Here is an 11,583-nt window from a genome sequence, read left to right on the forward strand (position 1 = left end):
TTATAAGAATTTCATTAAAATATAAGAAAAACCTGCCTTATACCTATATTTAGAAAGGATAGTTTTGCTTATATTTTAAGGAAAAACCATTTATAACATTTATATGATCAATGATCTAGCTTTACTATTTTAATACGTTTGAACTGGAAATAAAAGCCCTCTTAAACAAGAGGGCTAAAGCTTCTTATTTGACTCACCATATATTTAAACCTCAAGAATTTCCTTTTCCTTGCCTTTTGCTAGCTGATCAATCTTATCAATATGATTATTTGTTTCTTTTTGCACATCATCTTGTGCACTTTTGAGTTCATCTTCAGTTAGATCATTATTTTTCTCAGCTTTTTTTAGTTGATCATTCGATTCACGACGAATATTCCTTACCTGTACACGTCCCTCTTCGGCGTATTTTCCAACGACTTTAACTAAATCCTTACGACGTTCTTCTGTTAGAGACGGTATATTTATACGGATAACATTCCCATCATTTGAAGGTGACAACCCTAAATCTGATTTTTGTATAGCCTTTTCTACATCACCAATCGATGATTTATCAAATGGTGTAATGACCAGTAATCTAGCTTCTGGTGCAGATATAGTTGCTAATTGATTAAGTGGTGTTGACGCACCATAATAATTAACATAAATGCTGTCCAAAAGCGATGGGTTGGCGCGACCAGCACGTACTGTTGCTAGGCTTTTTGAGAATGCCTGAACTGCGTGCTCCATTTTACTACGAGTCTCCTTCAATATAACATCTGACATCTTTATTTCCCCCTTATTGTTGTTCCTATTGGTTCACCTTGTACCACTCTTTTAATATTACCTTCTTCGGTAATTGAGAATACAATTAGTGGAATATCATTATCCATACATAATGATGATGCTGTAGAGTCCATTACACCGAGACCTTCATTTAGCATTTCCAAATATGATATCTCCGTATACTTTTCTGCTTTTTTATTAACTTTTGGATCATCAGAATATACTCCATCAACATTATTTTTTGCCATTAAAATAACTTCTGCTTCGATTTCTGCTGCCCGTAACGCTGCTGTAGTATCAGTTGAGAAAAATGGATTTCCAGTCCCTGCTGCAAAAATGACAACACGTTTCTTTTCGAGATGGCGAATTGCTTTTCTTCTTATATATGGTTCAGCCACTTGTCGCATTTCAATAGACGTTTGGACGCGGGTCTGAATCCCATTATTTTCTAGGCTATCCTGAAGTGCTAGAGAATTCATAATTGTAGCCAGCATCCCCATATAATCAGCTGTCGCACGATCCATTCCCATTTCACTACCGACTTTACCACGCCAGATATTTCCTCCACCAACTACAATTGCTACCTCTACACCTAATTCTGCTACTTCTTTCACTTGCGCGGCAATAGATTGAATTACCTGTGGTTCTATTCCATAGCCTTCTTTTCCGCTTAAAGCCTCACCACTTAATTTTAACACAATTCTACGGTACTGAGCTGTTGTCATAATTACCTCCATAGAAATATAATATTGTTTATATTAATGCTTGTTAAGTACAGGTCAAGTATTGTACCTATTAGTACTAGTTAGAAAACTTGGCTTATCGCTAAGCCTTAATGGCGAACCCCTTAGTTGAACTTAATGTAGTAAGAAAGTATTTATACTATCTCAACTATGAACAAAAGCGTAAGCTGCCGTTTAGTGACGTATGAATCGCGCCCACGCATCGCGGTTGGGTCGACATTGTCACAGGATGTGGTGGTTTTAGTCGAACATCATTTATTCCTTAAAATAAGGAGGTGTAGGAAATCCACTAGTCACTGGGTGCTGGAGCCAGATGTTGCTTACACAGTAACCAAAGTACGTAACGCAAAAGATTTATACTATCTTACTCCAGAAATAGGGAACAACAGTTACGTGTTCCCTATTTTTAGAATTTATTATTTTTTCATTTGGCTCTTTACTTCTTCAGCGAAATTTTCTTCACGTTTTTCCATACCTTCGCCTACTTCATAGCGAACAAACGTTTTCACTTCAGCACCTTTATCAGCTACATAATTCTTTACTTTTTGATCTGGATCTTTGACAAAATTTTGTTCCAAAAGACAAATTTCTTCAAAGAATTTACCTAGACGACCCTCAACCATTTTTTCAACGATTTTTTCTGGCTTACCTTCATTTAAAGCCTGTGTTTTTAATACCTCGCGCTCACGGTTTACTTCATCTTCAGACACTGCATCACGTGATACATAACGTGGACTAACAGCTGCTGCATGCATAGCTATATCTTTCGCAACTTCATCATCAGTTGTTCCTTCAAGTAAAGAAAGTACACCAATACTGCCTCCCATATGAAGATAAGCACCAAACGCATCATTATCCGTTTTGTTCAAAAGTGTAAAACGGCGAAGTGAAATCTTTTCTCCAATTTTAGCAATTATAGAGTTGATGTATGATTCAACTTTATCACCTTCACCATGAAGGTTTTGCTGTAAAGCTTCTTCAACTGTTTCAGGATTTTGCTTCACAATATGTTTACCTAGTTCAGATAGCAATTGTTTAAATTGATCATTTTTAGTTACAAAGTCTGTTTCGCAGTTAACTTCTAAAAGCACAGCAGAATTATTATCAATCTCAATATGTGTTAACCCTTCAGCAGCAACGCGGTCTGCTTTTTTCGCTGCTTTTGCAACACCTTTTTCACGTAAGAAGTCAATTGCTTTATCGATGTCTCCATCTGTTTCTTGAAGTGCTTTCTTACAGTCCATCATTCCTGCGCCGGTTCTTTCTCGAAGTTCTTTAACCATTTTAGCGGTAATGTCCATTGTAAATCCTCCTTGTAATGTGAAACTATATTTTTTTTGCAAAACCTATGTGTCAATTTTACTTAAAACCCTTATACTTTGAAGTGCAAGCCTTAATTGCACTTATGCAGCAGGAAAGTATTTATACATTCATAGCTGCAAAAAAGGGTGATAAAAGGCTTATCCCCTTATCACCCGACCTTTTACAATACTACTCTTTATCAGTTTCAGCGTTGTCTACAGCGACAGCTTCTTCAACTTGTGCTTTTGCTTGCGCTTCTACTTCTTCAGTTTCTTCGCCTTGCTTCACTTCTAGAATAGCGTCTGCTATTTTAGATGTTAAAAGCTTGACAGCACGAATTGCATCATCGTTCGCTGGGATAACATAGTCAATTTCATCTGGGTCACAATTTGTGTCGACCATTCCGATAATCGGAATATTCAATTTATGTGCTTCAGCAATCGCAATGCGTTCTTTACGCGGATCGATTACAAACATAGCGTCTGGAAGTTTTTTCATTTCTTTTATTCCACCTAGAAATTTAACTAAGCGATCTTTTTCTTTCAATAAGTCTACTACTTCTTTTTTAGGAAGTACTTCAAAAGTACCATCCTCTTCCATACGCTCAATATCTTTAAGACGGTTGATACGTTTACGGATTGTTTGGAAATTAGTTAATGTTCCACCTAACCAGCGTTGGTTAATATAGTACATGCCAGAACGAGTTGCTTCATCACGAACTGAGTCCTGCGCTTGTTTTTTTGTACCTACAAAAAGAACTGTACCGCCATTTGATGCGATTTCTTTAACGTATTTGTACGCTTCATCTACCTTCTTAACTGTTTTTTGAAGGTCAATGATATAAATACCGTTACGCTCTGTGAAGATATATTTCTTCATCTTTGGATTCCAACGGCGTGTCTGGTGACCGAAATGTACACCAGCCTCCAACAATTGTTTCATCGAAATTACTGACATAAAAAATTCCTCCTATTGGTTTTATTCCTCCGCTTAGGTCATTTTTGCATAAAGACCATTAAATGGCACCATTTACCCAAATCACTAAACGTGTGTTGTTTAACTTGCTCACTTTCGATCGGTGAACATAGTATTTACACCAAAAATAAATATACCATATCAGATATTCGCAATCAAGTTTTATTAATAGTTTTCTCATAAACAATAATATTTTTTTGTTCTATTCGTAAATTATACCGCTCTTTAACCATTGCAGGCGATATAAACTCCAACACAGACTAAAGGTAACCAACTCTCAGTATATTACATGACTCTCTGCCCACGCAACTGCTTTCACCGCTCCGGGTACCAAGGCGACATCTTCTCAAGCAGCCGCTTTTACAGTGTCCTCCTTAGCTTACCACGAGCCTTCGACGCATATGACGTGCTAGTGCAGACGTTGCCACAGGACGTGGCGTGCTTAGTCTGCCTCGCTAGCAAAAAACGCTCACTGTGGGGTTTCTTAGGCTCGCTTTCCGCAGTGTCTCGTAATTCCAACTGCTCGTTTAAATGATTTAGATCTTATTTAAATCCATCAAATACATTTTGCTAATTATAGGACATAATGAGTAAAATCCAGCGCAGGAAATACACGAAGACTACTGCAGGAAACTGGCTAAAAACGGTCACCTCTGCGACCAACGCCGGTACTAGAACGTCCTGTTCGTCGTAGCAACAGCTGAAGATCCCGCAGGAAGCGGTTTTTGCTTCTGAGGAAGCTGGAGCGTTGCTCTAAGGTTAGTGAAGTGTATTTCCAGAGGGGTATCATAGTGCTTAAGTGTTTTTCCGCATTATGTTGCAGTTTACAGATTTTGTTTCACAACGAACTTTTAGAATGGAGATGCTCTACCTATCCATAAGTCAGATAGACAGGGTAATTCTCTTGGTTTATTTACCATGCAGTTTTATTATTAGCTCTGCTTCAGTTTTTCCACAGTTCAACCGTCGTGCGATATCTTCCACTTTTAATCCTTGATCATAAAGCTGTAGTATTTTTGCTTGCATTGAAGTTTCGGAATCATCTACAACTTTAGCAGACTCAGGGATATATTCAGGTACATTTTCTTCTTTCTGTTCTGCTTCAAATTCTATCGATGATGGAGCAACGGTCTCAGAATTAGTCTTCCCAATTTCTTCCTCTAAAAAACGGTTTTCTTCTTTAATTTCCTCTAAATATGTTTCCAATAGTTCCATAATATCTTGTGAACTATCCTTTTTTAATAGCTGAAGCTGTTTGAACAATTGAAAGATTGCTACTAAAGCAACTAAGTGTAACAAAAAACTTATTATAAGTAACATTGATGTCATCGTATCCCTCTATCCACTAAAATCAATTTTTTTACCCAAGTAAGGATGTTCTGCAAATTCATCATACTCAGATTTAGCTTTCTGTTCTTCTGAATTATTAACACCCTGTTCATCTTCGTCCTTAATTTTAACGTCATTAATGCTTTCAAACTCTTGTACCCGCTTACGTTTCTGTTCAATATCTTTTAATTGACTTTGCGCAAGCGACTCTTGAAAGTGCTGGTTTTGTTTCAGCATTTGTTCTTGAAGTTTTCCTGCATCTTGTGTCCTTGGAAGCGCCACCTGCATTTCTATTGATTTCCAGCTCAACAGAATCACTTCCCTTAATTTTCTATTTTATACTTTGCATAACAATTTCATTATTGCCTAACTTCATTTATATATATTGATGATTTCTATCACTTTTACGTTTATATCTTCCAAAAGTAATAATTTCACTTGAATTAACTTGACCTCATATAATCAGAAGGAATTCATCTATTGATTTATTCTCAATTGTCTTTTATTTCGATAGTGTTGCTTGTAATTCCTCTTTTTGTGCCAATAATTTTTTCTCATGATCAACTACCTTTTTGTTAACACCAAGTATAATTTCTGTTTGGTATGCTTTGCTTCTACTAACTTACCAGCAGAGAAAGAACCATCAATTATATTACCTCTTTGATAAAAGACTTGTCATTTTGCATTGATGTTGTGCTATGTAATTCATGTTCTTAAAAAACGATCTTCCCTGTTGGTTGATTTTTCTTAGCGCCACGGTGGAAATATACACACTTTCCGTGGGTATATTTCCACTGCTGGCGAGGGTGCATTTACCTACCTTTGTTCCAAACTTTCTGCGTGTTTCTCGGTCCGATAACGAACATTGCTCACGTTTTTAATCTTCTTGACCCATAAGGACCAGGAATTCTAAAATTTTACTCTCTTGTTTATTGGGTAGATTGCATTTTATTAATTGTGTTTTTTAATTTGAAAATAGCTTTTCTGTGAATTTGCGATATACGGGAAGTCGTCAATTCCAGAACTTGCCCTATCTCTGTTAAAGTGAGTTCCTGATGATAAAATAAACTAACAACCATCTGTTCATTTTCATTTAACAGTTTAATACTTTCTGTTAGTTCCTGTTTTATTTCTGTTTGAAGCATATGATCATCTGGTGAAATGGAAGATTCATCAGGTATGGTATAACCAATACCCTCTTTATGTTCTGCTGAATTATCTTTAGGTTTTTCTTCAATTGACAATATGTTTGCAAAAAGGGAGTCTTTTACCAATTCTTCCACTTCATGTACAGGTATTTCTAACTTAGCAGCAATCTCATCAGCAGTTGGAATACGCTGATAACTTTGCTCCAACTCCTGGGACACTTTCTCAATTCTTTTAGTCTTTTCTCTAATGGATCTTGGTAGCCAATCTTCCTTTCTTAGCCCATCAATAATAGCACCACGTATACGAAACGATGCGTATGTATCAAATTTAAGATTACGATTGTGTTCAAATTTATTTAACGCATCAAATAAGCCCATCAATCCAAAGCTCTTCAAGTCATCTTTATTAACATTACTTGGCAGGTGACTCGAAACTCTTTCGACGTGAAAGGTTACTAGATACATATAATTTTCAATTAATTCATTTGCGGCTTCATTATCTTTGTTTTCTAGCCAGTTTTTCCACAGTTTTTGCTCTAGAGGAGATTTATTAGTTGTCATTTGATTGCTCCTCCCTTTTATTTATAGTAAATGGGGACTTCTAATTTTATGCTATATGACCAATTCACCTTTATTTACTGTACGTATTTTCAAGTTACCTGTGGCAGGGTCAAAATCAATTGTTCTGCCACTGTTACCACCAACATCCATAGCTACAACTGGTATTCCATATTGTCTTAGCTTCTCTTGGATAGCTTGTACATTTCTTGGACCAATCCGCATTAAATCATTAGATGATTCAAATTGAAACATTTGTGCACCACCGGCTAACTTAGCTTGTAAAGCATATTTTCTCGCACCATTTGTGCATAATTCTTTAATTAAATAGTCTATAGCAGTATTGGCATATTTAAATTCATTCATATTTAACTGTTTCGCAAGGTTAGAGTCCGGCAACATCACATGTGCTAATCCTGCAACTTTACGTGATAAGTCATATAAAACTACACCTACACATGATCCAAGGCCTGATGTGCGTATTAGATGTGGTGCTTTTACAATATTCAAATCAGCAATTCTAACCTTTACCACTATTTGTGTATCATCCATTATTTTCAATTCCCAATACTTTAAATATTTTAGGAAACGCTTCCGGATCTGGCAGAAAAAAGAAATTACCATGTATCCCATCAGCAGATTCACTATCATTAATTTTGGTATCAATAATTATGGCATAATCAGTAACTTGTGATACTTCAATTAAGCCAACTGTCAATACAGCTCCAGCCATATCAATACTTAAATATGGTACTGATGGTTGCATCTGAAGGCTTGTGAAATCAGATAGGGCAGTAATATAGGATCCAGTTAGTATATTGCCTGTTTCTTTTAATGCAGAAAGTACCAATTCATTTGGTTCTTTATCACTTAATAAATTAAAGTCATGTTCATTGGTAATACTTTTTACCAATGATTCAGCTTCCTCAATACTTAGAATAAAATAAACTTTTCCTGTAGCCTCACCCGAAATGTGTATCATAATTCCAACGATGGGCGTTTCTGGACCACCTATCATCTCCATCACTTCATCGAACGCCACAACATTCACAGAAGGAACCTGCATATCAATTTTTTTATTAATTAATTTCGACATAGATGTAGCTGCATTTCCAGCACCAATATTTCCTATTTCCCGCAACACATCCATTTGTACTGTTGAAAGACGACTTATATCTTCCATCCTATTAACCTTCCACTGATTTTAACTCGTTTATTTCCTCTTTAGTTAAAACCTTTCGTAAATTGAGCAGTATTAGTAAACGATTATCAAGTTTTGCAACACCGTCAATATAATCAACATCTACTGACCCTATTACTTCTGGCGCTGGTTCAATCGTGTCTTCTGGAATATCAATTACATCGTTTGCAGCATCAACAATCAGACCTACCTCCATTTCATCAAGGTAAACAATGATGATCCGACTGGATTCTGTGAACTCAGTTTCCTTTAACCCAAAGCGGATTCTAAGATCGATTATCGGTGTAACGACCCCACGTAAATTAATAACCCCTTTAACGAAATCAGCAGTTTGTGGAACTCTTGTTATCGGTTGGATTCGCTCAATTGAACCTACTTGCTGTACTGATACAGCATATTCTTCATCATTTAATTGAAAAATAATTACCTTACGATCAACAATTGTCTCATTGTTCATTTTAATTCCTCCAATTTCAGTTTTTATTTAATTAGAGCGTTACTGTCAATAATCAAGGCTACTTCTCCGTCTCCCAGAATAGTTGCTCCAGATATAGCAAAAGTGTTAGATAAATAATCTCCTAATGATTTTAATACGACTTCCTGCTGACCAATCAACGAATCGACAACAAGTCCAGCCATTTTATCTCCTTTACGAACAATGACAACCGATAAATATTCTTGATCTTCTTTATTTGTTTGTGGAACAGTAAAAATCTCACTCAAATAAGCTAGCGGTACTACTTTACCCCGAAAATCTATTACGCTTTTATTATGAGCATACATGATCCGGTCTTTATGAATGATGGAAGTCTCAATTATTGATGATAATGGAACTGCATACTTTTCATTTTGTAATTCTACTAACAACACAGACATTATTGATAAGGTTAACGGTAATTGAATCGAAAATTTTGACCCTTTATCGACTGTTGCGTCAATTGTTATACCGCCACCTAATGACTCTATTGTATTCTTCACAACATCCAACCCTACACCACGTCCCGACAAATCGGAAATTGCGTCTGCTGTTGAGAATCCGCTTTCCATAATTAGATCATAGATTTGTTGATCTGATAGGGTCTCAGCATGTGCACTGCTTATTACTTGGTTAGTAATTGCCTTTTCAAGTACTTTTTGTTTATTAATCCCGGCACCATCATCTGATATTTCAATGAACACATGATTTCCACTATGGTATGCCTCTAGCGTAATTGTTCCTTTCTCGGGCTTTCCTTTTGCTTTTCGCTCTTGTGGTAATTCAATCCCGTGATCCATTGCATTTCTTATTAGATGGACCAATGGATCGCCGACTTCATCAATAACTGTTCGGTCTAATTCCGTTTCTGCACCAATGATGTCAATTTCCACAATTTTATTTAAATCACGTGCAATTTGCCTTATCATACGCGGAAATCGATTAAACACCTGATCAATTGGTACCATTCGCATTGTTAGAATGATATTTTGCAAGTCTCCGGACACACGTGTCATACGCTCGACAGTTTCCTGCAAATCGTTGTTATCAAGCTCCAATGAAATTTGCTCTAAACGCCCACGGTCAATAACCAATTCCTCAAATAAGTTCATTAAAACATCCAGGCGATCAATATTTACCCGAATTGTTTTACTTAGAGTGCTCTTACCAGTACTTTTTCCTTCATCTTTATTTTTTTCTGGCAATTCCTTTTCCTCACGGATTTCCATCGCAGACTCTTTATTCTTCTGCTCCTGTGTATATGTATCTATTGAAAAGTGATTTACGTTAACTTTTTCAATTTCTGACACTTTCATAATTTTCGATTGTATTTCTTCTTCTTCAAATTGAGATACTAGAAGCATTGTAAAAGAATTTTCAAAGTTCTCTTCTTCCAGCTCATTAACAGATGGTTCGGATTTAATAACCTCTCCAAGTTTCTCTAATACTTCAAATACCATAAAAACACGAGCACCTTTTAGTAAACAATCTTCGCTTAAGTGTACTGATATTTCATAGTTAAAAAAACCGCGTTCTGATGATTCTTTTAAAATGGAAATCTCAAACTGGTCTAATGATTTAACAGTTTCAAGTGTATTAAAGGTTTCACTTGAACCGTTTTCATTGGCTTTATCATTAATTATTTCCTTTTCACCTTTTTCAATTTTATCCAGATATATAACAATATGGCTTACATCTCGTTTTCCGTCTCCTCCGTTTCCGATATCTTCAACAATTGCGTTTAACTGATCAACCGCTTCAAAAAGAATATCAATCATGTCAGATTGGACAGCTATTTTATCGTACCTGATACCATCAAAAATGTTTTCCAACTTATGCGTTAAGTTAGCTACATCCGTATAGCCCATAGTTGCAGACATACCTTTCAATGTATGTGCAGCCCGAAATATTTCATCTATAATCTTTTTGTCTTCCGGATTTTTCTCCAATTCAAGTAACTGTTTGTATAACTCTTCCAAGTGCTCTGTGCTTTCATCAATAAACACATCTAAATATTGTGTTGTATCCATTTTACGTCCCCCCTGATCTATTTACTAACTTCGTAATGGTATCCCCTACTTGATGTAAATGAACAATATGATTGACGCGGTTTGTTTTCACAGCTGCTTTAGGCATTCCATATACAACAGATGATTCTTCCGCTTCGGCAATTATAACTGATTCTGGGTCAGATTCTTTCAAATCATTTATTCCCTGTGATCCATCACTGCCCATTCCAGTTAACACAGCAGAAATTTTGTTAACCTTTTCAACTTTTGCCAATGATTCAAAAAGAACATCAACTGCAGGTCTATGCCCATTTCTTGGTTTTTCCTGAGTCAACTCAATAACATGCGCAGTTCCAACAGTGTTCAACTTCATATGATAATTTCCTGGTGCAATATATGCAGTTCCTTCATTTATAAATTCTCCATGGGATGCTTCTTTAATATGAATATTAGCTAATTTATCTAATCGTTCGGCAAGTGACTTGGTAAACCCTGGAGGCATATGCTGCACAATCAATATAGATGCCGGAATGTTACCTGGCAAATCGCTTAAAACCCGTTTAAGTGCTTTCGGTCCACCAGTAGATGCCCCTATAGTTACAATTGATTTGGAATATCTTCGCAGAACAGTAGTATCTGTTACGCTGCCATTTTCCTTTAAGGGTCTCTTTTTAACTATTTTCGCTTGTGAAGCAACAATAACCTTAGTTATTATCACTTCTTTCATTTGAGCTGTGTCTATGGAATTTACTCCTGTAGGCTTTGTTATAAATTCAACTGCCCCTTCAGATATTGCCTGGACTGTCTTGGATGTGCCTTCTTTTGTCGCACTTGAGAGCATAATTACTGGAGTTGGTATTTGCTCCATAATATGTTGTAATGCTGTAATTCCATCCATTACCGGCATTTCAACATCGAGTGTAACAACATCTGGCTTATGTTTATGAACTTTTTGAAGTCCATCCTGGCCATTTCTTGCTGCAGCAACTACTTCGATTCGATTATCACTGGATAACATATCTGTGATTATTTTACGCATAAATGCTGAATCATCAATCACTACAATGCGTATGGGCGTCAT

General features: G+C 36.3%; 12 protein-coding genes. All 12 read right to left on the reverse strand.

All coding sequences use genetic code 11. The annotated features are described in order from the left end of the window. Positions 1–204: 204 nt before the first annotated feature. On the reverse strand, positions 205–762 hold the full coding sequence (gene frr, locus BMY13_RS12410) for a ribosome recycling factor (protein ID WP_092492920.1): 558 nt from the start codon (positions 760–762) through the stop codon (positions 205–207). Between the two features lie 2 nt (positions 763–764). Further along, positions 765–1,487, reverse strand: coding sequence for a UMP kinase (gene pyrH, locus BMY13_RS12415; protein WP_092492921.1), 723 nt, complete (start codon positions 1,485–1,487; stop codon positions 765–767). 434 nt (positions 1,488–1,921) lie between these two features. Further along, positions 1,922–2,806, reverse strand: coding sequence for a translation elongation factor Ts (gene tsf, locus BMY13_RS12420; protein WP_092492922.1), 885 nt, complete (start codon positions 2,804–2,806; stop codon positions 1,922–1,924). 190 nt (positions 2,807–2,996) lie between these two features. Further along, on the reverse strand, positions 2,997–3,764 hold the full coding sequence (rpsB, locus tag BMY13_RS12425) for a 30S ribosomal protein S2 (protein WP_092504999.1): 768 nt from the start codon (positions 3,762–3,764) through the stop codon (positions 2,997–2,999). A 927-nt stretch (positions 3,765–4,691) separates the two neighbouring features. After that, entirely contained in the window at positions 4,692–5,111 is a 420-nt protein-coding gene (locus BMY13_RS12430; protein WP_092505001.1) for a helix-turn-helix domain-containing protein, read from the reverse strand. A gap of 9 nt (positions 5,112–5,120) precedes the next feature. Then, positions 5,121–5,429 (reverse strand): hypothetical protein, encoded by a 309-nt coding sequence (locus tag BMY13_RS12435; RefSeq protein WP_245736102.1) that lies wholly within the window; start codon positions 5,427–5,429, stop codon positions 5,121–5,123. Positions 5,430–6,040: 611 nt separating this feature from the next. Then, on the reverse strand, positions 6,041–6,820 hold the full coding sequence (locus BMY13_RS12440; protein ID WP_092492926.1) for a FliA/WhiG family RNA polymerase sigma factor: 780 nt from the start codon (positions 6,818–6,820) through the stop codon (positions 6,041–6,043). A 51-nt stretch (positions 6,821–6,871) separates the two neighbouring features. After that, a complete protein-coding gene (locus BMY13_RS12445) occupies positions 6,872–7,369 on the reverse strand; it encodes a chemotaxis protein CheD (protein ID WP_092492927.1) in 498 nt (165 codons plus the stop codon). Continuing rightward, positions 7,362–8,000 (reverse strand): chemotaxis protein CheC, encoded by a 639-nt coding sequence (locus BMY13_RS12450; RefSeq protein WP_092492928.1) that lies wholly within the window; start codon positions 7,998–8,000, stop codon positions 7,362–7,364. The genes BMY13_RS12445 and BMY13_RS12450 overlap by 8 nt, the downstream gene beginning before the upstream one ends. Positions 8,001–8,004: 4 nt before the next feature. Next, entirely contained in the window at positions 8,005–8,475 is a 471-nt protein-coding gene (locus BMY13_RS12455; protein WP_092505003.1) for a chemotaxis protein CheW, read from the reverse strand. 23 nt (positions 8,476–8,498) lie between these two features. Then, complete coding sequence (locus BMY13_RS12460) at positions 8,499–10,523, reverse strand: chemotaxis protein CheA (RefSeq protein WP_092505005.1); 2,025 nt, start codon at positions 10,521–10,523, stop codon at positions 8,499–8,501. Between the two features lies 1 nt (position 10,524). Beyond that, entirely contained in the window at positions 10,525–11,583 is a 1,059-nt protein-coding gene (locus BMY13_RS12465) for a protein-glutamate methylesterase/protein-glutamine glutaminase (protein WP_092505007.1), read from the reverse strand.

This window comes from Virgibacillus subterraneus (genome assembly GCF_900110695.1).
Classification (GTDB): domain Bacteria; phylum Bacillota; class Bacilli; order Bacillales; family Amphibacillaceae; genus Lentibacillus; species Lentibacillus subterraneus.